Here is a 25,080-nt window from a genome sequence, read left to right on the forward strand (position 1 = left end):
GCTTCCGCTTCGCGGAGAATACTGATGATCTGTTCGTCGGAAAAACGCTTCTTCATGGGGATGTCCTCATGTGGCTTATGAAGACATTACTAACATCGGGGTGTGTTAATCAACGGGGAGCAGGTCAAATGTTCTTAACTACAACAATTGAGTGGAAGCAGCACGAGTTCTTGAGCACCATAGCCAGCAGCTCAATGCAGATGTTTGCCTGCCCTGCACTGTTCTTAATCTTGGACCACTTCAACTCACCGATAATCCCGTACTTATCTTTTAATTTCTGAACGCGCTCATTGAAGATGTGCAACGTGTCTTTACGCACACACAGCAAACCAATGCCATAACAGCGGTCACTCCCTGTCGTACCACTCTCATCACCAAAAGCCACGTATTCCATACAAATACCCACATAAAATTTAATGGGTATTTTATGCTCAACCCAAGCGACAGACAATGTTTGTAGATCTACTCAAGAGCCTTTAGGTCTCTAGTGTATCCATACGTTCGCACAATCTACTCACGGCACTTGACGGGCAGGACGAAGGTCTTATAGGAGCGAGGAGCAGAAGTTGATATGCAAGCAGCACAGCACTATGTGGCTGTTTATTGTGATGACTCCACTGGTGGGAGAGATGTTCTTGCATGCGAAATCAATTTTTCAATTAATTCCAGAGGAATGTTCTCTTCGTAGCAGGTCAAAAATAATTCGTGAGTAATATCAGAAAAGAAGATCTCTGCAACTTGCCGTAAAGGAGATGCCTCGCTGACGGATAACTCCAGGTACATGCTATCACGTAATAGGGGTTCTGCGCCGGAACCCCAGATTTTTCTGCGGCCTGTAAGGGACCGTTTGGAAAACGAAAGTTATCCCGCGTCAAGCCTGTTTTTTAGGGAGTCAGAATTTTACAGGCTGCTTTGAGCGAGTAACTGTAGTGACCTGCATTTATAAATGCCTAGACCCGCATTTATCGCGTCATTTTTGCCCATAATACCTGCATCTATCCGGGTGACCAAACCCGGATTAACTGCAAATGAACCTGCATTCGAACACTTCGACCTGCATTTCATTTTGACGAACCCACTTTATTTGTGACCAGCGGTTGTTCCATTAACTCAATGGTCATCGTTGTTTCTGGTCTTTGATTTCTGTAATGACTAACTGCACTCAGCACACCAGCGGCCATCAGCCCCGCTCGCCGACTGGCAAAGCATCCAGAAATCGAACGTTTTGTGGAGCTCGACAACCACGATTTTCAGTTGCAGATATTGCGGGTGGGCGAGCAGCTAATCGTAAATGCAGGTCGAACCGATTTCAAATACAGGTCACTACATTTATCCTTACGGCAAATGTTGGCAGAAATAAGTTGGCAAGGTCGATCTCGAAGGGGTGGACTGGAAAAAAGCTGGTTGAGGTGGATTAAAATGACTATGGAAGTTCACGGGTTTATTATTTCGTCTCCGTTCGTGTTCGTCTGCGATGGTAAGGTTTATCGCAGCCAATCGGGGAAAAACTGGACGGTCATATTTAGCCGCTACGGTACGCAAGCCTGGGGGAATGATACCTATGCTTCCCAGCGCGTTGACCGTGCTTGCCCGCCAAATCGTAACGAAGAAGTTCGTTTGGCTTTCCGTGGCGCAGTTATGCGCCACTTCAAGCTGAACTACACCCAAATTGAGGCATTCTTCCAGCGTCAGATCGACGAGGACAAGCAAATCCTGGTTGAAGGAAATTCGGTTAAACGCCATGTGGGTGGCCGTAGCAGCTACAGCACAGGCAGTAGCAGCACGACTGTATCTGCTCTCGCACCCGCTCCAGTCAAAAAGGAATCCCACCATCCGGCGCTTAAACATGGTTGCCCAGCGAGTCGCTTGGAAGAATTCCTGGTCTGGGAAAAAGCGCACCTTGGGATTTTGAATCGTGTCAAAATGCCCCAGCGCGTTGCCATGTTCCTGGGAACCTGGGAAGAACCGAAAGCGGTCGAACCTGAACCCGTGGTGGTCGAAGAACCCCAGGCTGAAGAACCGCAAGCCGAACGGTCGCTGGCTGAAGAACGCGAACACAAAGAAGATGTACCGTTCTATGGCCGTCGCCGTCGTGATCAGGGGAAATTCCGTGAAGATGTGATGCTTAACTGCGGTGGCCGTTGCGTCTACACGAATGCCATTGCGGTACGCTGCGAAGCCGCGCACCTTAAAGCCCACGCTCGCAAAGGTGGCGCGAGCTTTAAAAACGGTCTGCTGCTGCGCGCTGATATCCACAAGCTCTTTGACGCGGGACTATGCGCCATCGATCCGCACACGCTTAAACTTTGGTTCGCGCCAGACCTGGTAAAAAAAGACGCAGATCTCGCGGCCATTGATGGTATAACGATGCGCAAAACGCTGCTCCCTATCAACAAAGACAACATCGAAGGCCGCTGGGATGCCTTCGTTAAGATCTTGCTGGCATGATTAACTGGTCACAAATGTCCACTCCTGGCACAAAGCAGACTTTAAGGACGGCCACAATGTAAAAGGGCAGGGCGGAGGTTCAGGGTGAAGTTGATGCCTGCCGTTTCGTAGATAATTCGCCGTCAGGATGATTTGTCAAATCTAGGCAATAACTTGCGTCCATTTTTTCCTAAAATACACTAATCCATTAAATGCAATAATATCGCTCCATTTGTGCTCTTCCTGCATTAGTGTCTTTTCTTTTCAGTCTAGATCCGAAAACCCCAAAAATCGGAAAATTACTCCCTTGAAACGTAGCTGCAATCTGCAGCGAGTGATGAGTCAAACGGGCGAATGCGGAAACAGCCGAACAGAGTGTTTGATGGAAGAAAATTCAGGTGGATAATGGTAAAGTGACTGACTCACATAACCTTTCTCTATCACAATATATAAACAATAAAATTTATATTAATGAGTCAATATGCTTAAAAAAACTCTAGACAGCATTAGCTACCAGACAGATAAGTTTATCCGTGACAACATTCATGTAAATCAATCATACAAGGCACTGAAATGGAACGGCTTTGAAAAATTACTGGTCTCAGGTTCAAAGCATTACGTAAAAGCGATATTTATGCTGATATCATTTTTTTCAGCAATTTTCATTGTGATGGTCTTTGGTAAAAGCTATATAAAGCCATTTGTAGCTGAGTGGTTTCCTAAATGGAATACCCTGCTTGACGCCCAGATAAACCTACTGGGGGGACAGCTAACCATTATAGGTATTGTGTATCCCATGGTCGTTGGCCTTGTCAGTGTTATATTTCAGAGGAAATCAGCCAGGAAAATCGTACACGCAGCTTATCAGACCTATTCCGGTTTCATGCTGGCAGGTCTGAGTGGGTTATTCCTTTCTGGCTTCATGCTTTGCGGATTATTGCTTAGGACATTCGTAGGGAATTATAGCTACGCGATAATTTGCGGAATAAGTATTATATGGATGATGCTTAACATTGCACTCTCTGTCTGGTTCTTTGTGCAAAGTCTCAGTGTCCTTGACGATGAAAAACGCGAAAGAATGGTGTTACGTTACCTTACTGCCGATATTTTATCAGCTCATGTGACAAGTCAACTGCATAACATTTTTTTAAAAAATCCTGTTAAAAGCCAAATTATCAAGAATGATAAATATAGTAATTTAACTATTGAGGATTACTCATTCGAAAAAGATTACTCAGTTATAAGAAGTGAAGTTTCAATGCAGGAAGTTCTTAAAGATATTTATGTACGCCCATTTAAGATTATTATATGGTTTATAAATATGTATGGTCGCTTAAAGAAAAAACAAATAACAATTGCGTTGTTTTCGAAGCTTGAAAGCCGGGGTGAGTTAGAAACTTTACCTCTGTTTAAAGTTAAAAGTATCAAGTCAGACCATGTTCTGGTGTGTTTCTTAACACATTGCTTCCGCACTGGCATTGTTTCTAAACGTCATATCGCAACCGACAGAATAATCAAAGGGCTTTTGGGAGATGCCATTGATGCGTTAGCCAGTGTTGATATCAATGCTTTTGACGAAGCTATTGAAGGATTCTGTCGTGACATAACAACTTTTACGGACGGATTCAATTTCAAGCAAGGGCAGCAGACAGATAATCTTTTATTATTAGCAGATGACATTTTTTGGGACCGTAGTTTTACTGATGAATTATATACAGAGCTTTACCAACTTTTCCGGCAGGTAGTTATACGAATTGATATATCTGAGAGGTTTTATGCTAAATGTATGAACGTTCCAAGAATGCTGTGTTCTAAAAGAGAAAATATTTCTCTCAAGGAAATACAGCTTGCTTTGAGGTATACATTTTATTCTTGGGACATCCTCGTGCACTGGGGGCATGCCAACTCCGGGAGGCTTGATTTAACACAGCGTCAGAGTTATGAGGCCCTTTTGATGAGTTTTGTCGAAATCTGGGAAGGGTGGACTGATGGTCTGGAATATATATCCAAAAAAACTGGAGGTCAGCAGTTATACCATGACACTCTGAAAGAGCACCTTTTCACCTTACCCGACATAGTCGCATGTGCAGTGCTATCAGGTGAGCCAAGCTCTGTTGACTGGGCTGTGGACTTAATGAACCGCTGGCTTCATACTGCCCGAAGCTCTGCTGATAGTTATAACACTGCACTGTTCAGCTGGCAGGAGTTTATCGTTACGCAGGCAACTCTGGATGGCGAAATTGTTTTCAGTCAAGAGAATACGCCATTAAGAAAACCGGTTGAATTTTCGCAACTCCTGGACTCATTCTATAAGAACACGCTGACAGATCTTCGACTCTTAACAGCTGCTTTTATCATTAGCAAACCTGATGCCGTTCAAAACACACGATGTCAGTTTGCTGTCAGCACTCTGCTTGACGGGAGTCTTGTCGAAAATACCGGTGGTTTTGAACGTTTATCTGAAGGGATGACCAAGAGTTCAGACATCATCGACGTTTTTATCCGTTTGCTTATCTGGGGTAAAGCTGATCGCGGGGCTGCAATAAATTCACCCGGGAGTATTATAAGGAAATTATCATCAGCACATGGTAAAAGCCTGGTGAGCGGGCGTACATATATGGGAAGACGACTTGGGGGAGTTGAGGATATTATCCCCCAAATAGCAGAGTTGTCTGTACTGCGTTGCGGGGATATAAATTCGGTCTCATCTAAAATGAAAGCAATTGTTGCTTCTAATCTATTACCGTTTAAATTTCTGGAGATAATCGTAATAAATCTTGCATCACTGCACAACGCCATCAATAAACTGACCGGTGTAGCTTTTGTTGATGACGATGTTTTTACCGAAAAACAACAGAATGTGTCTGACTTGATACAAGAGTATCTGAACCTTTTTACCAATCATATTCAGCAAGAAATAATACACTCTCCAGTCAGCGGTACAATTCTGGATAACTTTGGAAGTATTATCTCTGACATTTTTACAAAAAATTTAAGCAAAAAAATATTATTTTCTCTATTTGGAAATATTGCTTCTGCCCCAGTAGAGAACAGTAATATAACGAGACGCATCGTTTTACACATGGATAAGCAGGATGTGACTGACAAATTTTCTCGCAAAATACACGGATTTGAAGAAAATCGTGCATCCGCATTGATCAACGAGCACGTACTTGATTTGTTACATTTGCTGAGTCGCCAACCAGCTCAACGGTATATTAATGTGACGTCGTTCACCGAACTTCTGAGTGTGGTCCATGATTACGATGACCTCCAGGAAGATGACTATCTCATTGTGGGTGATGAAAGATTATGGAATCAATTTAATGAGTACAGAGCGAATACTATAGATAGTGTCGAGGGCAAAGAAGATATATTGTTTTATGACGAAGACCGAAGGGTAAAGATCCGTGGAAAAGAAAAAAGCTGTTCGCTCTATATCAGGCCTCATTTTGATGCTATTGATGCCCTGCTTGTGAATAAAAACTATTTTGAAGAGTACAAAATCAAAAGTGAGGGAGAGAACATTTTCACTTTTAATGCTAAAGAGGTTGATGGCAAACCACTTGAAATCGCTTTGTATTCTCAATATGAAGGAGAAGCCGTTTTCAGTGGTCAGATTAAGGTCCGCTTTACACTCCGTAAAGACTCTGTCAGTTCACAGGTCTTACTTGGCGAAGACGCATCATGAAATGAAAACTGTAGTCGGGTAGTTGCTCCCCCCACGGCACGCAGATGCTGAGGGGGAAAGCTTCCTTATTTCGTTGTTGCCATTTCAGGCCCAGTCATTCGGGAATTTTGCTTCCTAAGCAATAATCCTCTCATCACAACAATTCACCATTTTTTGTGCTTATTCTGAAACAATCTCTCTCTTCCTCTCCGAAGATCCGATTCCTGGGTTAAGTCGGATCTGGACTGAGTAACTTATGAGAGGGTGAAAGAGATATGGTAAGAAGGAGTTAAAATCAAAAGAAAGGTAGGAACGAAAAGTCTGATATGAGCGAGAAGCGGAAGTTCGCGAGGCAATGCTGGTAGGAGCTAGAGGTTTGCATGAAACTCTATACATGTTAATTATTTCAGTCTCAATAATAATTGGATTGCCTAGGTTCAGGTCTCTTAAATGTGACGTCGCAGCTATAAATGGCAGTTCTTCAGGATTTATAATTAGGGTATAGTTATGAATTAAAAGGAAATCATGTTGGAGCCCCATACATATGACTATCGTTGTTGACTTGAAAGTTGCTAACTATTCCGGAAATTTTAATAGAGTCAATACATCAGGAACTCGCTACCACCCTAACCATATTAATGCTCTGGATTTGTATCGACATGCAATAGCAAATACCTCTTGGCAAATATTAACACCTGCTTACTTTAGAAAGTATGGGTGGGAAGCAATTTATCGTTTCGGGATCGCCAAAAGTTTATCTCACGTGGATAATATCTTTGCACTTAAAGTCTTAAATCAATTTTATTTTTTGAATTATGCTGACGATCACATGTTTTCCGATTATGTTATGCAGGGTGTTTTTCAGCAATCGGAGGGGGCATATTTCCTACATGACGTTTGTGTAAGGCACTATGGGCCCGAAAGGGTCTTTCCAGATGTCATGTCGCGGTTGATTAAGAACCCATTATCCATGGGCGATATCAGCGATACAACCAGAGATAACAGCTATCATGTAGGGATGATATTTTCCCGCTTATATGCTGAGCAGATCTTCTCTGTCCCTTTTCTGACACATGTTCGTGATTTGAAGAAATCACATGCCGTTGTTTCTAATAATGGATTAGAACCGGATTTAGCCGGACAGGATCTACGTTTTCAATGGCATGCTTTTGAGGGTAAAGGAGCAACGAATGAGTCATATCTCTATAGCGGATTGAATAAGGCGAAGAGACAGCTTAAATCTTTAGCCTCAATTAATGGGGACACCAACATTACTCGTTCAGCCAGCGGTACTCTTTATAATGAAAACGGCGTGCGCACATTGTTGCGTGATCCAGAACCGACAGGAGAAACTACAATGATCCTTGATCGCTTAAGCGCCATATCATCGCACTACAAATATATAAATCTGGATAATGAATTACCTAGTAGAACTGATACGCTTGCCGCATTGCCTGATTTTATTAGTTTGCCTTACCTCAACTTTTCCGGACGCCCTTTCAGGATGTCAATACACAGAAATATGTTAAATTTATTACGTGAAGTTGATCAAATGTCACGAATCTATCCTTTATTCCCTGACGGGGAGAATACTAGAGCATTGAATAATGATGATTTAAGTGAAATAATAATGAATCGCAACTATCGTAGTTCTCATTTACAGGAACAGTACACTGAAATCGCAAGAGATATGCGTAGAGTTCGTGACCAGAATTTTGGGGAAGGGATAGGTGGGACGTTTGATATATCTATTGGAATAGACGGTTTGTGCCTTGAATCCTTTAATTTTTAATGTAAAAATACTTTTCTTTATATCGAAATTACTAAATTATGGTTTATGTATTTACAGTAAATTACATCATGTGAAGATTGAGGGGGTATGATTTAGGAACAGCGTAATTATAATCAGGGATGCCTATTATATAGGAGGGGGGAATACATCCACCCGAACTGGCTGAGCCGAAATTCATTCAAATAAACTGAATTTACAGGTGAACTGATTATAGTTAGGGTAACCGGCTTCCAGCGGCTAAAATTAGCTGGCATTATCAACTCCCGCTTCTGGCACGAGACGGACGTACAGGGTGAACTGAAGGTCCGTTAAGAGATAGGGGCGGGCTTAATTTGATTACCAGCCCTTATAAAAAGAATACTTATTTAAGATTTATTTTTGATATCAAATCTTTCAGATATTTTCCCAAAGAGTTCCATAAATCGTGAGTCAATTTTATCTACATCAAGATGCGATAAATCTGACACTCCTGAAGTATTCCAATGTTGAAATACTTCTTTTAATTCAGATTGAGATATTTGCGTAGAGAAAACGCGCATATAGAACTTCCCGAAAGAAATTGCATGCAGTCGATCGGCGTTCTTCAAAGCTTCTAATTGATGAGTTTTTGCCATTAAAAATGAATATCTTGCTAGCCCCAAAAGTAACGCTATAACTGTTACGCCCTTGATGGCATCGAAAATCAATCTAGTGGTATCAAGAGGTGATTGTATAAATGAACGTTCAGCTAAATACCAAAGAATAAATACAAAAATGACAGAAAGTACTAATGCCGCATATCCAGCGAAATGCCATCTTGACGATAATTGGCGACCAGCTTTTTCGCGAGCCTTAAGATCATCAATTGTTTCATTTATGTAATCATCTGATTCATCTTTAAGAAATTTTTCTCGAATTTCTTTTATCTCTTCCTGAGCTAGTCGGACTCCCTCGAAGCGGCTGATAGCATTTACAATTTCATGGACGAGGTATGTCATATCATCGGATCGTGCGAACAGTGCTTGGAACGCCCCAAGATCGCTATCATTAAATACTTCTTTATCCAGCACCACTGGCAAAATAAGCTTATCTCGATTGCTATGAGCTAGATAAGATATAGCACCAGTAACCTCTATATTAAAATAGTAAGACTTATCGCTATGTTCAGTTACAAGTGCGATAAATACATCCGAATTTTTTAAATGCTTTAGTATATCCTCTTGCCAATGAGCCCCAAGCTGAATCGATTGTTGGTCCAAAAATACCTTATACTCATGTCGATTTAGTTCTTCGGTTAGCTTTTTTGCAATTAAAAAGTCTTCTCTCGCATAGGATATAAATATATTGGTCATGATATCTCAATTTTTATCAGCAATAAAGAGTAACACTTCAGTCGTCATCATTACGACATCCATATTAAACTTCCTATCTCAGAACTATGGGGAGATAGGAAATAATTATAGGTATATAATGCACATTACCAAATATTTACGGGTTTTAAAATGATTATTCTTTAGAAGCCACCATGATACATAGGAGGTCCAGTTTAACTTAGAAAAGTCAAAGTTGTCACGAATACGTACCCAGAAGGAACTCAAGCGGGTTACTGACGAACAGGAAATATTAAAAAAGCTGCGGCGTACTTCGGGGAGCTGTCCGGCTGATAACTAGCCCGCTTTTGTCACAGACCCGCCCGTCAGATTGACTCTGTGCCATTGCTGTATCAGCTCGAACTTGGGCCAACACATGTGAGATATATGTTGTTGTTGACTCAACGCAACCTATGCACCACCTGGTTGCTGCTGCCGCGCCAAATCAGCGCCGGGTCTTTCAAATCTTGCACGAACTTGCCGTCGATCAGTACGTTGATCCTGTCCACCACCTGCATTTGCTGTGCGTCCAGCTCCGCCAGCCGGTAGCCGGTCCACAGCCAGATATCCTTGCCGGGGCATTCGGCGCGCACCCGTTTCACCAGCGTTAAGATGCTCGGCACGTTGGCCGGGTGCAGCGGATCGCCGCCGGAGAGCGACAGCCCCTGGCGCGGCACGCGCGTATCGTTCAGATCGGCGATGATGCGCTCTTCCAGCGCCGGGGTAAACGGCTGGCCGGAGTTGAGCCGCCAGGTGCTTTTGTTGTAGCAACCGGGGCACTGGTGCACGCAGCCGGCGACAAAAAGCGTGCAGCGGGTGCCGGGGCCGTTGACGACGTCGATCGGGTAATACTGGTGATAATTCATGTGAGGCCTGCCCATCAGGCTATTTTACTGGCCATTTTGCCTCCGGGCAGTGCTGCCAATCCTCACGTACTGCGTGTACGCTGCGGTTGGTGCGCGCTGGCCGAAGGCAAACTGGTTGCGACAATCACGCCTGATGAACAGGCTTCTGCATAGGCTGCACGGCGCTTTTCAGCCGAGCTGCCCGTTGCCGAGGTGTTTCACCCGGCGTTTCACCTCTTCCTGCTTGCCGGCGTTGAACGGCCGGGCATCGGGGCTGCCGAGATAGCCGCACACCCGGCGGGTGACCGAGACCTTGGCCGAGTCGTGATTGCCGCATTTCGGGCAGGTGAAGCCTTTGCTGGTGCAGGAGAATTCACCGGTGAAGCCGCATTCGTAGCACTCGTCGATCGGCGTGTTGGTGCCGTAGTAAGGCACCCGGCTGTAGCTGTAGTCCCACACGTCTTCCAGCGCCTTCAGGTTGTGCTGCAGGTTCGGGTATTCGCCGTAGCAGATGAAGCCGCCGCTGGCCAACGGCGGGTAGGGCGCTTCGAAGTCCAGCTTGTCGTACGGATTGACCTTCTTCTCCACGTCGAGGTGGAAGCTGTTGGTGTAATAGCCCTTGTCGGTGACGCCCGGCACCACGCCGAAATCGGCGGTGTCCAGCCGGCAGAAGCGATCGCACAGGTTTTCGCTCGGCGTGCTGTAGAGGCTGAAGCCGTAGCCGGTTTCGTCTTTCCAGGCGTCGACGGCGGCGCGCAGCCGCGCGACGATCGCCACCGCTTTGGCGCGCAGCGCCTCGTCGTCATACACGTGGTTTTTGCCGCCGAACAGCGCGTTGATGGTCTCGTGCAGGCCGATGTAGCCCAGCGAAATCGAGGCGCGGCCATTCTTGAAGATATCGGCGATATTGTCGTCGGCCTTGAGCCGCACGCCGCAGGCGCCTTCCATGTAAAGGATTGGCGCCACCCGCGCCTTGATGCCTTCCAGCCGGGCGATGCGCGTCATCAGGGCCTTTTTCGCCAGCTGCAGGCGCTGATCCAGCAGCGCCCAGAAGCGCGACTCATCGCCCATCGCCTCCAGCGCGATGCGCGGCAGGTTGAGGCTGATGACGCCAATGTTGTTGCGGCCGTCGTGCACCAGTTCGCCGTCCTGCTCGTAGGTGCCGAGGAAGCTGCGGCAGCCCATCGGCGTTTTGAACGAGCCGGTGACCTTCACCACCTGATCGTAGTTGAGGATATCCGGGTACATGCGCTTGCTGGCGCACTCCAGCGCCAGCTGTTTGATGTCGTAGTTCGGATCGCCGTACTGGTGGTTGAGGCCGTCGCGGATGGCGAACACCAGTTTGGGGAACACGGCGGTCTTGCGGTTTTTGCCCAGCCCGGCGATGCGGTTTTTCAGGATAGAGCGCTGGATCAGGCGCGACTCCCAGCTGGTGCCGAGGCCGAAGCCGAAGGTGACGAACGGCGTCTGGCCGTTGGCGGTGTGCAGAGTGTTGACCTCGTACTCCAGCGATTGGAAGGCGTCGTAACACTCTTTCTCGGTGCGCGCCATGGCATAGCCTTTGGCGTCCGGGATCTGCCACTCTTCCGCCACCTGCAGGTGTTTGCGGAAGCTCTCGTCGACGAACGGCGCCAGAATTTCATCGATGCGGTTGATGGTGGTGCCGCCATAGATATGGCTGGCGACCTGGGCGATGATCTGCGCGGTCACGGCGGTGGCGGTGGAGATCGACTTCGGCGGCTCAATCTCGGCGTTGCCCATCTTGAAACCGTTGGTCAGCATGCCTTTCAGATCGATCAGCATGCAGTTGAACATCGGGAAGAACGGCGAGTAGTCGAGATCGTGGTAGTGAATTTCGCCGCGTTCATGGGCCAGCACCACGTCGCGCGGCAGGATGTGCTGCTTGGCGTAGTGTTTGGCGACGATGCCCGCCAGCAGGTCGCGCTGGGTGGGGATCACCTTGCTGTCCTTGTTGGCGTTCTCGTTCAGCAGCGCGCGGTTGCTCTGCTCGACCAGGCCGCGAATCTCCTGGTTCAGGCGGCCGCGCAGCTCGCGCGCCACGTCGCGATCGTGGCGGTATTCGATATAGGCGCGCGCCAGCTGTTTGTACTCGCCGGCCATCAGCTGGTTTTCCACCGCCTGCTGGATCTCGTGGATATCGACGCGCGGCTGCTGCTCCATGCGCTGAGCGACCACGCGGGCGACGGTGGCGCAGTAGTCGGCGTCGACCACGCCCACCGCCAGCGCGGCGCGCTCGATGGCCTGCGCAATGCGCGCTTCGTCAAAAGGTACCTGGCAACCGTCCCGCTTAATCACTACTGGTTTCACGTTGTACTCCTTGTTCCCCGAGGGAGCGTTGATACCCGCCGGCGCGGCGAGCAACCGTCAAATTTCGCTTATCCACAGGGCAAAGCCGCAGCGCGCAAGGGCTGTGGCGGCGTGTGGATGATTTTGTGGATAACTACTATATATAGGTGTTCGCAATTCTTAATGCACTATATATAGATATTGGCGCGATTCTTTTGATGTAGAACAAGGAAAACGGAGGAGCGTGCGCAAGCTGAACAGTCGTCAATCGCCCGCCGGCCGATCGCGAAAATGTTCCAGCAGAAAATCGACCCAGACGCGCACCCGCGGCGGCAGATCCGCCGAAGCGTAATAGAGCCACAGCTGCACCGGGCGCGGCCAGCATTGCGCCAGCACCGGCCGCAGCGTACCCTGCTCGAAGTGTTTCTCGACGTACCAGCGCGCCAGGTTGACGATACCGAGCCCGGCCAGCGCCGCATCCAACAACATCTCCGGCCGGCTCACCACCAGCCGGCCGTTCAGATCCAGCGCCAGCGTTTCGCCCTGATGGCGCAGCTGCCATTTGACGTGGCGGCCGTTGGCCGGGTTGCGGTGCAGCAGGCAGTCGTGGCGCAGCAGATCGTGCGGCGTTTGCGGTTCACCGCACCGTGCCAGATAGTCCGGCGAGGCCGCCAGCACCATGTGCATCGGGTAGAGCGGGCGGGCCACCAGCCGGCTGTCGGGATCGACCCGGCTGCCGATGCCGACGTCGAAGCCTTCGCCCACCAGATTCACCACCCGGGCGTCCAGCGACAGATCGAGATCGATCTGCGGATAGCGCGCCAAAAATTGCGGGATCAACGGCATCAGCATCTGGCGGCCGAAGCCGGGGATCATGCTGACGCGCACCACGCCGGCCGGCGCCTGCCGTTCGCCGCCGGCGCTTTCCAGCGTCGCCGCCAATGCCTGCCACAGCGGCGCTACCTGCGCCAGTAGCGCTTTGCCCTCGTCGGTCAGCAGCACGTTGTGGGTGTTGCGCTGAAACAGCCGCAGCGCCAGCTTCTCTTCCAGCGCGCGGATGTTTTTGCTGACCGCCGCCGGCGTCACGCCCAGCTGGCGAGCGGCGGCGGAGAAATTTTGCGCCTGCGCGGCGGCGAGGAAGGCCGGCAGCAGGCGGTGCACGTCAAAGGGCAGCGACATAGTGGTTGATACTTTTGGTTGAAATTGAAGTGACCTTTAACAGCCTACACCCGCAGCGGCGGAAATGGAAAAATGCCCTCATCTTCTTATGACCGAGGAATCGTTATGTCGCGCATTTTAGTGTTAACCGCCCACCGCACCCCCGACGAGTCGCGCATCAACAAAGCGCTGATCGCGGCGCTGAGCCCGTTGCCCAACGTTACCGTTCACGAACTGATCCGCGCTTACCCGGATTACCGCATCGACGTGGCGCGCGAGCAGGAACTGCTGCAGAGCCATGATGCGGTAGTGATGCTGTTCCCGTTTTACTGGTACAGCTCGCCGGCGATCCTCAGCGAATGGCAGGATGCGGTATTAACCTACGGTTTCGCCTACGGCAGCGAAGGCACCCAACTGCACGGCAAGCCGCTGCAGCTGGTGGTGAGCACTGGCGGCAACGCGCAGGCCTATACGGCGGAAGGGTACAACCGTTATCCGGTGCAGGATCTGCTGCTGCCGTTCCACGCCATGGCCAACCTGACCGGCATGGATTATCTGCCGCCGCATCTGGTGCAGGGTGTGTTCGACATGAGCGATGAACGCCTGGCGCAAGAGGCCGCCGGGGTGGTAGCGCTGCTGGGGAAATGGTAGGGCGCAGCGCTCGCCGCGCCCTGCGGGGTTAGTCTTCGAGCAGCCACCACACCGCTTCGAACGGCCGCAGCGTCAGCGCCTGCGGCTGGTCTGCCGAGTCGCTGTAGTTGCTCATCAGCGGGCGCCACTGGGCGGAAGGCTCCACGCCCGCCGCCGCCCAGGCCTGCGGCTCGCGGCTCAGGTTGGCCACCACCAGCAGGCGCTGGCCGTTCCAGCTGCGCTGATAGCACCACAGCGCCGGGTGTTCCGGTGCCAGATCCTGATAGTCGCCGTGGGTCAGCAGCGGGTACTGCTTGCGCAGGGTGATCAGCTGGCGGTAGGCGTAAAACACCGAGTCGAGGTCGGCCAGCGCCGCTTCGGCGTTGATCTGCGGGTAGTTCTCGGCGCAGCCGATCCACGGCGTGCCGGTGGTGAAACCGGCGTGCGGCGCGGCGCTCCACTGCATCGGCGTGCGGCCGTTGTCGCGCGATTTGTCGGCCAGGATCGCCAGCAGTTCGGCATCGCTGCGGCCCTGAGCGCGCAGTTCAGCGTACATGTTCAGGCTTTCCACGTCGCGATACTGCTCGATAGCGCGGAAGCCGGGGTTGGTCATGCCGATCTCTTCACCCTGGTAGATATAAGGCGTGCCTTGCATGCCGTGCAGCACCATCGCCAGCATTTTAGCGGCCGGCAGCCGCAGTGCGCCTTCATCGCCGAAGCGCGACACGATGCGCGGCTGATCGTGGTTGCACCAGAACAGCGCATTCCAGGCGCGGTTATGCATTCCTTGCTGCCAGTGGCGGAAGATCTGCTTCAGCTCCACGTAATCCGGCGCCGCCCGCGTCCATTTTTCGCCGCCGGCGTAGTCCACCTTCAGATGGTGGAAGTTGAAGGTCATCGACAGCTCTTCGCCGCTCTGCGCCGCGTATTGCTGGCAATGCTCGAGCGTGGTGGAGGACATCTCGCCCACCGTCATCAGGCCGCGCGGCTGGAACACGTCGCGGCTCATCTCCTGCAGGAACTCGTGGATGCGCGGGCCGTCGGTGTAGAAGCGGCGGCCGTCACCCTGGCTGTCGGACGGGAAATCCTGCTGTTTGGACACTAGGTTGATCACGTCGAGGCGCAGGCCGTCGACGCCTTTGTCCGCCCAGAACTGGCACACTTTCTTCAGCTCTTCGCGTACCGGCGGGTGTTCCCAGTTGAGATCCGCCTGCTCGGCGGCGAACAGGTGCAGGTAGTACTGGCCGCTGTCGGCGTGCCACTGCCAGGCGTTGCCGCCGAACTTGGAGCGCCAGTTGTTCGGCGGCGTATCGCCTTCGCCGTCGCGCCAGACGTAGAACTGACGATACGGGCTGTGGCGATCCTGCGCGGCCTTGAACCACGGGTGCTCGGTCGAGGTGTGGTTGAACACCATGTCCATCACGATGCGAATGCCGCGCTGGTGGGCGGCGGTGACCAACTGCTCGAAGTCCGCCATCGTGCCGTAAGCCGGATCGATGGCGCAGTAGTCCGCCACGTCATACCCGTTGTCCACCTGCGGCGATACGTAGACCGGCGTCAGCCAGATGGCATCGACGCCCAGTTCCTGCAGATAGTCCAGCCGCCGGGTCACGCCGGCCAAATCGCCGTAGCCGTTGCCGGTGCTGTCCTGAAAACTCTTCGGATAAATTTGGTAGATGACGCCGTTCTGCCACCAAGGGGTTGGGTTGCTCATAGATCAATACCTTTGAATCGTGACAACGAGCCTGCGCGAGCAGGCTCCTACATTCATATTGCGTGAATCAAACCGGCAGCTCGCCGCGGGCGGCTTTGCGTTTGTAGACCATGATGGTCAGCACCAGCGGGATGACGATCGCCACCAGAATCGCCAGCGAGTAAATCAGCCAGAACTGCGGCTTGATAGACAGAATGCCCGGCAGACCGCCGACGCCGATGCCGTTGGCCATCACGCCGTCCAGCCCGCAGATAAGGCCGGCGATCGCGGAGCCGATCATCGCGCACAGCATCGGGAAGCGGTATTTGAGGTTGATGCCGTACATCGCCGGTTCGGTCACGCCGAGGTAGGCGGAGATCGCCGCCGGCACCGAGATTTCACGCTCGTTGGCCTTGCGGCTGATGATGATGATGCCGAGCACCGCCGAGGCCTGCGCGATGTTGGACAGCGCAATCAGCGGCCATACCGGGGTGCCGCCCATGCTCTGGATCATCTGCATGTCGATAGCCAGCGTGGTCTGGTGCACACCGGTGATCACCAGCGGCGCATACAGGAAGCCGAACAGCGCGGCGCCCACCGGCGCGAAGCTGCCGGTCATCACCGATTTCACCGCCCAGGCGACGCCGTCGCCGATCATGCGGCCGAACGGCCCGATCAGCGCGTGCGCCAGGAACACCGCCAGCAGCAGCGAGACCACCGGCACCACCACCAGATAGAGATAGTCGGGAACGATCTTTTTCAGCCGGGTCTCGATCCAGCCCAGCGCCATCCCCGCCAGGATCGACGGGATCACCTGCGCCTGATAGCCCACTTTCTGGATCACGAACCAGCCGAAGTTCCACACTTCTGGCGTTTGCTGGCCAAGCAGGTAGGAGTTCATCAGCTGCGGCGACACCAGGGTGACGCCCAGCACAATGCCGAGCACCGGCGTGCCGCCCATCTTTTTCACCGTCGACCAACAGATGGCCACCGGCAGGAACATGAAGATCGCTTCACCCAGCAGCCACAGGAAGTCGTAAACGGTTTTCCACGCCGGGTGCATCTGCGCCAGCGTTTGGCCGCCGGACATCGGGATGTCGCCGATCACGTTGCGGAAGCCGAGGATCAGACCGCCGCTGATCAGCGCCGGCAGCAGCGGGAAGAAGATCTCGGCGAAGTGGGAGATGGTGCGCTCGGTCCAGGTCATGTTCTGGCGCGCCGCCACCTTGGCCTGTTCCTTGTCGGCCTCGTTGACGCCGGTGCTGGCGATCAGCGCCTGATAGTAGTCGCCGACGTCGGTGCCGATCACCACCTGGAACTGCCCGGCGTTGGTGAAGCAGCCTTTGACCATCGGCAGCTCTTCGATTTCCTTTGGGCTGGCCTTGCTGGGGTCATTGAGGACGAAACGCAGCCGGGTAATGCAATGGCTGACGGTGGCGATGTTCTCGCGGCCGCCGACCAAAACAATCAGGCGATCAATATCCTGCTGTTTTACTTTGCTCATTATGGGATACCTGCAGAGGTGTTGACTGAGTAATGATCAAAGCTTAGCCACTCGGCTTTTTGAATGAAATGGGAACGTTCCCGGTTTGGGGCGAGGATCACAAAATGACAAAAAATGGTCAACTTCTAATCAGGGAGTCAGGAAAGTTTGCTGGGCACCACCAGGCGGCGGATCCCCTGTTCGCCGCTGAGCTGCGCCAGCAGCTGCTGCGCCGCCAGCAGGCCGGCGCTGCCGTAGCCGAACTCCACCGACAGAGTGTCGGGGAACAGGAAGCTGAGCAGCGGGGTGTTGCCGATGGCGCACACCTGAATGGCGCGCGCCGGCTGCTGCTGCAGGTACTTGATCGCGCCGAGGGCGATGCTGTCGGAGGCGCAGATCAGCGCGCTGGTGTGCGCATCGATCACTTCGGCGGCGTGCTGGAAACCGCTCTGGTAACTCAGCTCGCCCAGCGTGGCGCGCGGCGTGAGCGTGAGGCGTTCACAGGCGTCGAGATAGGCCTGGTAGCGGCGCTGGCCGGTGGTGGCGTCGCTGAGCTGCACCCCCAGATAGCCGATATGCCGATGCCCCTGCCGGTACAGACGATCCATCAACAGGTTCACCGCGCCGGCGTCGTCGTAGCAGACGGACGAGAAGCCGTCGTATTCGCGCACCATCACCACCATTTTTTCCTGCCACGGCTTGAGCATCGCCGCGGTCAGGCCGGTGAAGCCGAACAGGATCACGCCGTCGACGTTGCGCTGGCGCAGTACGTGCAGGTGCTCCTGCACCAGGCGGGTTTCGAACTGGCTCTCCATCACGATCGGGTCGAAGCCCTGTTGGTACAGCAGCGGCAGCATGGTGCGCACCGCCTGGTTCTCCGACGGCGAATCGAGACGGGAAACGATGATGCCCACCACTTTGTCGCTTTGGCCGCGCATGGCGCGCGCCGACTTGGAGGGGGTAAACCCTTGCTGACGGATCACCGCTTCCACCCGTTCGCGGGTTTGCGGGCTCACGCTGCCTTCATTGTTCAACACGCGTGAGACGGTGGATTTGCCTACGCCGCTCAGGCGCGCGATGTCCTTGATGGTCAGCCGGTTTTGCATGGTTTACTTTTCGTTGAGGTGGACAGGCGTAACATAATGGCCTGTAAAACAATGCCCGTCAGCATAGCTCATTTTCCGACGCGGATCTTGATGCAAAACGGGATTGTTGCACTGCGCTGAACGGCCGCTCTTGCCGCTCTGTTTTTCCCTTTACCGGAGGTTATACCCCATATGGACCCCGACCCGACTGCTTTAGACACTCACTCGGTTCTCCGGTAAAACCTCTCCGCCTGGCGCTGCTGTTTTACCGGTGAAAAACATCACGGTAACCGGTGGCGCGCGCTTCGTCGTTCGCTCCTGCTGCTGAAAAAAAGAATAAGGATCTGCATTGGCAGAGGCTTTTTGGCGCATCCGCCATTCGCCCGGCCGATGACGATCCCCGTTTACCCGCTGCCGTGAGGCACCGGGCGACGAGGTGCGAACCATGAAACTGAAAAAACTCCCCCGTCAGCTGCTGGGCCTGTTCGCCCGCGGCCTTCCGCGCCGTTTGGTGCGCCGCGACAGCCTGCTGGACGGCGTCAGCGGCGCTGCGCGCGATATGCCTGCCGGCCTGGCGCAGCAGCGGCTGGAATGCGCCGCCGCAGAGACGATGCAGCTCTTTGAGCGTTTTCACAGCCACCCGGAAGGCATCACCGCCCATGAGGCGGAACAGGTGCGTCGGCGCTGCGGCGAGAACGTCATCGACGATCAGCAAAAAGAGGCCTGGTGGCAACACCTCTGGCACTGCTACCGCAACCCGTTCAACCTGCTGCTGACCGCGCTCGGCATGATCTCTTACGCCACCGAAGATCTCACCGGCGCGTTGGTGATCGCGCTGATGGTGCTGATCTCCACGCTGCTGAACTTCATCCAGGAGGCGCGCTCCAACCGGGCGGCCGATGCGCTGAAAGCGATGGTGAGCAACACCGCCACGGTGATCCGCAGCGATGCGCTCACCGGCAGGAGCGAGCATGTGGAGCTGCCGATCGCGCAGCTGGTGCCGGGCGATATCATCAAGCTGGCGGCCGGCGACATGATCCCGGCGGATCTGCGCGTGCTGTCGGCCAAGGATCTGTTCATCAGCCAGGCGGCGCTGACCGGCGAATCGCTGCCGGTGGAGAAATCTGCGGCGCCGCAGTCGTTGGCGGCCGATCCGCTCGACTGCCGGAACCTGTGCTTCATGGGCACCAACGTGGTCAGCGGCACCGCGCTGGCGATGGTGATCGGCACCGGCGGCAGCACCTATTTCGGCCAGCTGGCGCAGCGCGTCACCAGCCAGGATGAACAGCCGAACGCCTTCCAGAGCGGCATCAGCAAGGTCAGCTGGCTGCTGATCCGCTTTATGCTGGTGATGACGCCGATCGTGCTGCTGATCAACGGCTACACCAAGGGCGACTGGTGGGAGGCGGCGCTGTTCGCGCTGTCGGTGGCGGTCGGGCTGACGCCGGAGATGCTGCCGATGATCGTCACCTCGACGCTGGCCAAAGGGGCGGTGAAGCTGTCGCGCCAGAAGGTGATCGTCAAACGGCTGGACGCCATCCAGAACTTCGGCGCGATGGACATTCTGTGCACCGACAAGACCGGCACCCTGACCCAGGACAAGATCGTGCTGGAGCGCCACACCGATGCGTTCGGCGCCGGCAGCGAGCGGGTGCTGCGCTACGCCTGGCTGAACAGCTTCTACCAGACCGGGCTGAAAAACCTGCTCGACGTGGCGGTGCTGAGCTGTGCGGAGCAAAATCAGCAGCCGCAGGCGCTGCAAAACTACCGCAAGGTGGATGAGATCCCGTTCGACTTCGTGCGCCGCCGCATGTCGGTGGTGGTGGCCAAAGACAACGCGTATCACGAGCTGGTGTGCAAGGGCGCGCTGGAAGAGATGCTGGCGATTTGCAGCCACGTGCGCCACGAAGACGAGGTGATCCCGCTGAGCGAGGCACTGCTGGCGAGGATCCGCCTCATCACCGACGATCTCAACCAGCAGGGGCTGCGGGTGGTGGCGGTGGCCAACAAGATCCTGCCGGCGCAAACCCATGAATACGGCGTGGCGGACGAGTCGGATCTGATCCTCGAAGGCTACGTCGCCTTCCTCGATCCGCCGAAGGAGAGCACCGCGCCGGCGCTGGCGGCGCTGAAACAGAACGGCGTCACGGTGAAGATCCTCACCGGCGACAACGAGCTGGTGGCCGCCAAAGTGTGCCGTGACGTCGGGCTCGAGGCCGATCATCTGCTGCGCGGCAGCGAGATCGAGCAGATGGACGACGAGCAGCTGGCGCAGGCGGCGGCGCGCACCACGGTGTTCGCCAAGCTGACGCCGCTGCACAAGGAGCGCATCGTCAAACTGCTGCGCCGCCAGGGGCACGTGGTGGGCTTTATGGGCGACGGCATCAATGACGCGCCGGCGCTGCGCGCGGCCGATATCGGCATCTCCGTCGATTCGGCGGTGGACATCGCCAAGGAAGCGGCGGACATCATCCTGCTGGAAAAAAGCCTGATGGTGCTGGAGCAGGGGGTGATCGAAGGGCGCCGCACCTTCGCCAACATGCTGAAATACATCAAGATGACCGCCAGCTCCAACTTCGGTAACGTGTTCAGCGTGCTGATTGCCAGCGCCTTCCTGCCGTTCCTGCCGATGTTGCCGCTGCACCTGTTGATTCAGAACCTGATGTACGACATCTCGCAGATCGCCATCCCGTTCGATAACGTCGACGACGATCAGATCACCCAGCCGCAGCGCTGGAACTCCGCCGATCTGGGGCGGTTTATGGTGTTCTTTGGGCCGATCAGTTCGATCTTCGACGTGCTGACCTTCAGCCTGATGTGGTGGGTATTCAAGGCTAACACGCCGGAAATGCAGACGCTGTTCCAGTCCGGCTGGTTCGTGGAAGGGCTGCTGTCGCAAACGCTGATCGTGCACATGATCCGCACGCGCAAAATTCCGTTTATCCAGAGCCGTCCGTCCTGGCCGCTGTGCATCATGACGCTGGCGGTGATCGCCACCGGCATCGGCCTGGTGTTCTCGCCGCTGGCCGGCTTCCTGCAGCTGCAGGCGCTGCCGCTCGCCTACTTCCCGTGGCTGGTGCTGATCCTCGCCGGTTACATGGTGCTGACCCAGTGCGTGAAAGGCTGGTTCGTGCGCCGCTACGGCTGGCAATAATCCGTTCGCCCCCTCCGGCCGGGAGGGGGCAACTGTGATCCCGTCCGCTTTTTCACCGCAACGGTTGGACATCTGTTCTGTGCTGAGTCTTTATCTACAGCGTTGGCTGTTTTCCCCTGCGCCTTTCAAGCCACCGCGTTGTTGGCTGTACGCCCGCCCCCCAGTTACTTAGCAGACCTAAGCGCCTGGGGATGCGGGCGCTTGCCGCCTAGCGGTGGTTTGAAATTCATTGGGGATATTTTGTTTTTTTCCTCTGAGGAATTTCCGATGCACAGACCTTTCCGTTATACGCTACTGGCTTCATCGTTATGGTTTTCTTGCGGCGCGCTGGCGCAGCCGGCGGGTGATTTGCCACTGATGCCCTGGCCGCAGCAGGTTGAAGTGACGCAACCGGCGGGCAAACTGATTTTGGATCACCGGCTGTCGTTAAGCCTCCAGGGCGATGATTTGGGCGACGCGCTGCCGCGCTGGCGCCAGCGCATCGAACTGCAGACCGGCTGGACGCTGGCGCCGAGGGAAGAAGCAAACGGCGCGGCGATCAAGGTGGTGATCAAGGATCGGGTGGCGGCGCAGCCGCTGCCGGGCAGCGATGAGAGTTACCGGCTGGCGGTCACGCCGCAGGGCGCTACGCTGACCGCCAACACCCGCTTCGGCGCGCTGCGCGGCATGGAGACCCTGCTGCAGCTGCTGCAGACCGATGGGCAAAACACTTTCCTGCCATTGGTGGACATTCGCGACGTGCCGCGTTTTCCGTGGCGCGGCGTGCTGCTGGATTCGGCGCGCCATTTCCTGCCGCTGCCGGACATTCTGCGCCAGCTCGACGGCATGGCGGCGGCCAAGCTCAACGTATTCCACTGGCACCTGACCGACGATCAGGGCTGGCGCTTCGCCTCCGAGCATTACCCCAAATTGCAGCAGCAGGCCAGCGACGGCCTGTTTTACACCCGTGAGCAAATGCGGCAGGTGGTGGCTTACGCCACGGCGCGCGGCATTCGCGTGGTGCCGGAGATAGACATGCCGGGGCACGCCTCCAGCATCGCGGTGGCCTATCCCGAGCTGATGAGCGCGCCGGGGCCGTATCGCATGGAGCGCGAGTGGGGCGTGCATAAGCCGACGCTCGATCCGACCCGCGACGAGGTTTATCAGTTTGTCGACACGATCGTCGGTGAATTGGCAGAGATCTTCCCCGATCCCTACCTGCACATCGGCGGTGACGAAGTGGACGCCAGCCAGTGGCGGGCGTCGCCGTCGATACAGGCGTTTATGCAGCAGAACGGGCTGGCGGATACCCATGCGCTGCAGGCCTACTTCAACCAGAAGCTGGAAAAAGTCCTCGAGAAGCACCAGCGGCAGATGGTCGGCTGGGACGAGATCTATCATCCGTCGCTGCCGCGTTCGATCGTCATTCAATCCTGGCAGGGGCAAGACTCGCTGGGCGCCAGCGCGCAGGATGGCTATCAGGGCATTCTCTCCACCGGTTTCTATCTCGATCAGCCGCAAAGCACCGCCTATCACTACCGCAATGAAATTCTGCCGCAGCCGCTGGGGGTCGAGACGGCGGTGCAGCCCGGCGAGCAGGCGCAAAGCTGGCGTTTCAGCATGCCGCGCCTGAAGGGCAGCGCGGTGGAGGGCAGCTTCACGCTGATCGAGGGCAAGCAGGGCTGGCGCGGCTTTATCGATTTCAACGGCAAGTCGCGCCGCGCGGTGCACGACATCGTCTGGCGCACGCCGCAGCAGGTGACGTTCCGCGTCGATACCTGGATGGGCGACACACGGCCGGTGTTTACGCTGCAACAGGACAAGCTCAGCGGCTATACGCTGGTCGGCAACGTGCGTTACCCCACCAGCGGCGACAAGCTGGCGGCGGCGCCGGCGGGCAAGATGCCGGTGGTGCCGGATGAGAAGGGGCAGGCCAACATTCTCGGCGGCGAAGCGGCGCTGTGGGCGGAAAACGTGCGCGCGCCGCTGCTCGATCTCAAGCTGTGGCCGCGCGCCTTCGCGGTGGCGGAGCGGCTGTGGTCGGCGCAGGACGTCACCGATGAAAGCAACATGTACCGGCGGCTGGCGGCGATCGACGCCTGGTCGGTGGTGTCGGTCGGCCTGCAGCAGCACGCGGAAACGGCGCGCGAATTCACCCGCCTGAGCAACAGCGTGCAGATCCTGCCGCTGCAGATCCTGGCCGAGGCGGTGGAGCCGGCGCAGTATTACACCCGCCAGCACCTGAAGTTCCAAGCCGGCAACTATCACCAGTTCGAACCGCTGAACCGCTTTGCCGATGCGCTGCCGCCGGAAAGTGAGGCGGTGCGCGCCATGCATGCCCAGGTCGCGGCCTTGTTGCAGGACAAGCGCGATAAGGCGGCGGCGCAGGCGCTGCGCGAACGGTTGCAGCGCTGGCAGGCGAACGGCGCGGCGCTGCAGACGGCGATCGCGGGCAACCGTGCGCTGCGGGAGCTGGTGCCGGTGGCGCAGGACGTCGATGCCCTGGCCGCATTGGGCTTAACGCTGCTGGAGCGCCATCAGCAGGGCAAACCGCTGAGCCGGGCCGAAGCAGAACAAGTGCAGCGCCAGCTGGATGCGGCGGCGCAGACGCGCGACGAAGTGGTGATTGCGGCGGTGTACCCGCTGGAGGCGCTGCTGCGGGGGCTCCAGCCGCAATGAAGCGGACGGGCTCGTGTGAGCCCGGATCCCTACAGCTGCAGCGGCGGCAACTGGGTAAAAATGCTGACCAGCCCTTCGCCCCAGCCCTTGCGGATGGCGCTGAAGTACGGATGATCTTCGGTAATGCGGTATTGCCGGGCATGACTGAAGCTGTCGCGCGGGTAGATCATCACGTCGAGCGGCAGCCCGACGGACAGGTTGCTGCGCAAGGTTGAATCCAGTGAAATCAGCGCGCATTGCATCGCTTGTTCCAGCGGCGTGTCGTAGTGCAGTACCCGGTCGATGATCGGTTTGCCGTATTTGCTTTCGCCTATCTGAAAATAGGGCGTGTCGCGGGTGGCTTCGATAAAATTGCCTTGCGGGTAGATATGGAACAGCCGCATCTCTTCCCCGCTAATTTGGCCGCCGAGCAGCAGGTTGCAGCTGAAGTCGGTGGTGCTGCCGCTTTGCTGCGCCTCACTGTCGCGCTGGATCACCTCGCGCACCGTTTCCCCCACCAGCGTGGCGGCGTCGTAGAGGCTGGGAGCGTTGAGCAGGTTGGGGCGTTCGGCGTCCTTGCTGCGGTGCAACAGCAAACTGATGATGCTCTGGGTGGTCGCCAGGTTGCCGGCGCTTTGCAGCACCAGCGTGCGATCGCCGTCCTGTTGGAACACGTGCAGTTTGCGGAAGGTGGAAATATGATCCACCCCGGCGTTGGTGCGCGAATCGGACGCAAAGACCAGCCCGGACGACAAACGCATGGCCACACAGTAGGTCATACTACAATCCCTCAAAACAAGACCGGCACGCCGCCAACGCGCAGCGTGCCCGAAACATTTGCCATCGGCAA

The 25,080-nt window shown here is 54.9% G+C and carries 14 protein-coding genes and 1 pseudogene; 6 read left to right on the forward strand and 9 right to left on the reverse strand.

Annotated elements, in window-relative coordinates:
* Positions 1 to 127: 127 nt before the first annotated feature.
* Positions 128 to 394: pseudogene (locus GT753_RS13970) on the reverse strand (DUF3800 domain-containing protein); the annotation flags it as partial.
* Between the two features lie 833 nt (positions 395 to 1,227).
* On the opposite strand from GT753_RS13970, the gene GT753_RS25870 reads away from it, so the two are divergent.
* The 3 genes from GT753_RS25870 (at position 1,228) to GT753_RS13985 (ending at position 7,889) form a co-directional block, all read left to right on the forward strand.
* Entirely contained in the window at positions 1,228 to 2,448 is a 1,221-nt protein-coding gene (locus tag GT753_RS25870) for an HNH endonuclease signature motif containing protein (RefSeq protein ID WP_230857972.1), read from the forward strand.
* Positions 2,449 to 2,908: 460 nt separating this feature from the next.
* Positions 2,909 to 6,118 carry a hypothetical protein gene (locus GT753_RS13980; protein ID WP_160125695.1) on the forward strand — a complete coding sequence of 1,070 codons (3,210 nt, stop codon included), beginning with the start codon at positions 2,909 to 2,911 and terminating at the stop codon, positions 6,116 to 6,118.
* Between the two features lie 523 nt (positions 6,119 to 6,641).
* Positions 6,642 to 7,889, forward strand: a complete 1,248-nt coding sequence (locus GT753_RS13985) for a hypothetical protein (protein ID WP_160125696.1) — start codon at positions 6,642 to 6,644, stop codon at positions 7,887 to 7,889.
* A 365-nt stretch (positions 7,890 to 8,254) separates the two neighbouring features.
* Here the strand turns inward: GT753_RS13985 and GT753_RS13990 are convergent, their stop codons facing one another.
* The 4 genes from GT753_RS13990 to GT753_RS14005 all read right to left on the reverse strand — a co-directional run bounded on the left by GT753_RS13990 (position 8,255) and on the right by GT753_RS14005 (position 13,569).
* Positions 8,255 to 9,220, reverse strand: coding sequence for a toll/interleukin-1 receptor domain-containing protein (locus GT753_RS13990; RefSeq protein ID WP_160125697.1), 966 nt, complete (start codon positions 9,218 to 9,220; stop codon positions 8,255 to 8,257).
* 419 nt (positions 9,221 to 9,639) lie between these two features.
* A complete protein-coding gene (gene nrdG / locus GT753_RS13995; RefSeq protein ID WP_160125698.1) occupies positions 9,640 to 10,104 on the reverse strand; it encodes an anaerobic ribonucleoside-triphosphate reductase-activating protein in 465 nt (154 codons plus the stop codon).
* Between the two features lie 168 nt (positions 10,105 to 10,272).
* Positions 10,273 to 12,411 (reverse strand): anaerobic ribonucleoside-triphosphate reductase, encoded by a 2,139-nt coding sequence (nrdD, locus tag GT753_RS14000; protein ID WP_115435456.1) that lies wholly within the window; start codon positions 12,409 to 12,411, stop codon positions 10,273 to 10,275.
* Positions 12,412 to 12,654: 243 nt separating this feature from the next.
* The gene (locus tag GT753_RS14005) at positions 12,655 to 13,569 is read right to left on the reverse strand and encodes a LysR family transcriptional regulator (protein WP_160125699.1); all 915 of its coding nucleotides are present in this window, start codon (positions 13,567 to 13,569) and stop codon (positions 12,655 to 12,657) included.
* Positions 13,570 to 13,674: 105 nt separating this feature from the next.
* Here GT753_RS14005 and GT753_RS14010 point away from each other — a divergent pair, with 105 nt between their 5' ends.
* Positions 13,675 to 14,199 carry an NAD(P)H-dependent oxidoreductase gene (locus GT753_RS14010; RefSeq protein WP_049187806.1) on the forward strand — a complete coding sequence of 175 codons (525 nt, stop codon included), beginning with the start codon at positions 13,675 to 13,677 and terminating at the stop codon, positions 14,197 to 14,199.
* Between the two features lie 28 nt (positions 14,200 to 14,227).
* Here the strand turns inward: GT753_RS14010 and treC are convergent, their stop codons facing one another.
* The 3 genes from treC to treR all read right to left on the reverse strand — a co-directional run bounded on the left by treC (position 14,228) and on the right by treR (position 18,460).
* Positions 14,228 to 15,892, reverse strand: a complete 1,665-nt coding sequence (treC, locus tag GT753_RS14015; protein ID WP_160125700.1) for an alpha,alpha-phosphotrehalase — start codon at positions 15,890 to 15,892, stop codon at positions 14,228 to 14,230.
* Positions 15,893 to 15,959: 67 nt separating this feature from the next.
* On the reverse strand, positions 15,960 to 17,375 hold the full coding sequence (gene treB, locus GT753_RS14020) for a PTS trehalose transporter subunit IIBC (protein WP_004933394.1): 1,416 nt from the start codon (positions 17,373 to 17,375) through the stop codon (positions 15,960 to 15,962).
* Between the two features lie 137 nt (positions 17,376 to 17,512).
* Positions 17,513 to 18,460 (reverse strand): trehalose operon repressor TreR, encoded by a 948-nt coding sequence (gene treR, locus GT753_RS14025; protein ID WP_015376450.1) that lies wholly within the window; start codon positions 18,458 to 18,460, stop codon positions 17,513 to 17,515.
* Between the two features lie 424 nt (positions 18,461 to 18,884).
* Between treR and mgtA the strand changes: the two genes are divergently transcribed.
* Both mgtA and GT753_RS14035 read left to right on the forward strand, forming a co-directional pair.
* On the forward strand, positions 18,885 to 21,593 hold the full coding sequence (gene mgtA / locus GT753_RS14030; RefSeq protein WP_160125701.1) for a magnesium-translocating P-type ATPase: 2,709 nt from the start codon (positions 18,885 to 18,887) through the stop codon (positions 21,591 to 21,593).
* A 267-nt stretch (positions 21,594 to 21,860) separates the two neighbouring features.
* On the forward strand, positions 21,861 to 24,251 hold the full coding sequence (locus tag GT753_RS14035; protein WP_160125702.1) for a beta-N-acetylhexosaminidase: 2,391 nt from the start codon (positions 21,861 to 21,863) through the stop codon (positions 24,249 to 24,251).
* Between the two features lie 29 nt (positions 24,252 to 24,280).
* On the opposite strand, the gene GT753_RS14040 is transcribed toward GT753_RS14035, so the two are convergent.
* Positions 24,281 to 25,009, reverse strand: coding sequence for a proteasome-type protease (locus tag GT753_RS14040; protein WP_015376453.1), 729 nt, complete (start codon positions 25,007 to 25,009; stop codon positions 24,281 to 24,283).
* Positions 25,010 to 25,080: the final 71 nt, after the last annotated feature.

The sequence above is a fragment of the Serratia sp. Z4 genome (assembly GCF_009900725.1).
GTDB lineage: Bacteria > Pseudomonadota > Gammaproteobacteria > Enterobacterales > Enterobacteriaceae > Serratia > Serratia nematodiphila.

Excerpts from the sequence above, each read along its gene's own strand:
- GT753_RS13980 (WP_160125695.1), top strand. The coding sequence starts at position 2,909 with ATGCTTAAAAAAACTCTAGACAGCATTAGCTACCAGACAGATAAGTTT.
- GT753_RS13985 (WP_160125696.1), top strand. The coding sequence starts at position 6,642 with ATGACTATCGTTGTTGACTTGAAAGTTGCTAACTATTCCGGAAATTTT.
- GT753_RS13990 (WP_160125697.1), bottom strand. The coding sequence starts at position 9,220 with ATGACCAATATATTTATATCCTATGCGAGAGAAGACTTTTTAATTGCA.
- nrdG (WP_160125698.1), bottom strand. The coding sequence starts at position 10,104 with ATGAATTATCACCAGTATTACCCGATCGACGTCGTCAACGGCCCCGGC.
- GT753_RS14005 (WP_160125699.1), bottom strand. The coding sequence starts at position 13,569 with ATGTCGCTGCCCTTTGACGTGCACCGCCTGCTGCCGGCCTTCCTCGCC.
- GT753_RS14010 (WP_049187806.1), top strand. The coding sequence starts at position 13,675 with ATGTCGCGCATTTTAGTGTTAACCGCCCACCGCACCCCCGACGAGTCG.
- treC (WP_160125700.1), bottom strand. The coding sequence starts at position 15,892 with ATGAGCAACCCAACCCCTTGGTGGCAGAACGGCGTCATCTACCAAATT.
- treB (WP_004933394.1), bottom strand. The coding sequence starts at position 17,375 with ATGAGCAAAGTAAAACAGCAGGATATTGATCGCCTGATTGTTTTGGTC.
- treR (WP_015376450.1), bottom strand. The coding sequence starts at position 18,460 with ATGCAAAACCGGCTGACCATCAAGGACATCGCGCGCCTGAGCGGCGTA.
- mgtA (WP_160125701.1), top strand. The coding sequence starts at position 18,885 with ATGAAACTGAAAAAACTCCCCCGTCAGCTGCTGGGCCTGTTCGCCCGC.
- GT753_RS14035 (WP_160125702.1), top strand. The coding sequence starts at position 21,861 with ATGCACAGACCTTTCCGTTATACGCTACTGGCTTCATCGTTATGGTTT.
- GT753_RS14040 (WP_015376453.1), bottom strand. The coding sequence starts at position 25,009 with ATGACCTACTGTGTGGCCATGCGTTTGTCGTCCGGGCTGGTCTTTGCG.